A 414-nucleotide genomic window follows, 5' to 3' on the forward strand; every position below is an offset into this window, starting at 1 on the left:
CACGTCCGCTTGCAGAAGAACGAAGTCTTGCAGTTTGGCTTCGACGCTTGGGTCATGGAAGGTGTACTTTTCAAACTCTTTACATGCTACACACCAATCGGCGTAGAAATCGAGCATGACGGGTTTACCTGCCGCTTTCGCAAGTGCCAGTTGTTCTTCAAGCTCCTCCACGTTAGCAATGCGAGTAAAGCTAACAGTGGCTTGCTGAGTTTGTGTTGTGCTGTTGCCAAACCAGTAATTTAAGATAGGTTGTGCTGAGGCTAGCAAACCTAAGACGGCGATTATGCCCACGGCACTTTGTTTCCAGCCACCAAACTCTAGACTGTTTTTGATGTGGTATAGCCAACCAAAAGCAGCAATACCCAGTGCTGACCACAGAATCGTTGACCACATTTCTGGCATGATGCGTTCTAG

At 47.8% G+C, this 414-nt stretch carries 1 protein-coding gene; it reads right to left on the reverse strand.

The annotated features are described in order from the left end of the window. Nucleotides 1-402 (reverse strand): thioredoxin family protein (locus EBL85_RS16920; RefSeq protein WP_223806203.1); only part of this gene is annotated, 402 nt, incomplete at its 3' end. Nucleotides 403-414: the final 12 nt, after the last annotated feature.

Source organism: Marichromatium sp. AB32, from assembly GCF_003718675.1.
GTDB classification, from domain to species: Bacteria; Pseudomonadota; Gammaproteobacteria; order Chromatiales; family Chromatiaceae; genus Marichromatium; species Marichromatium gracile.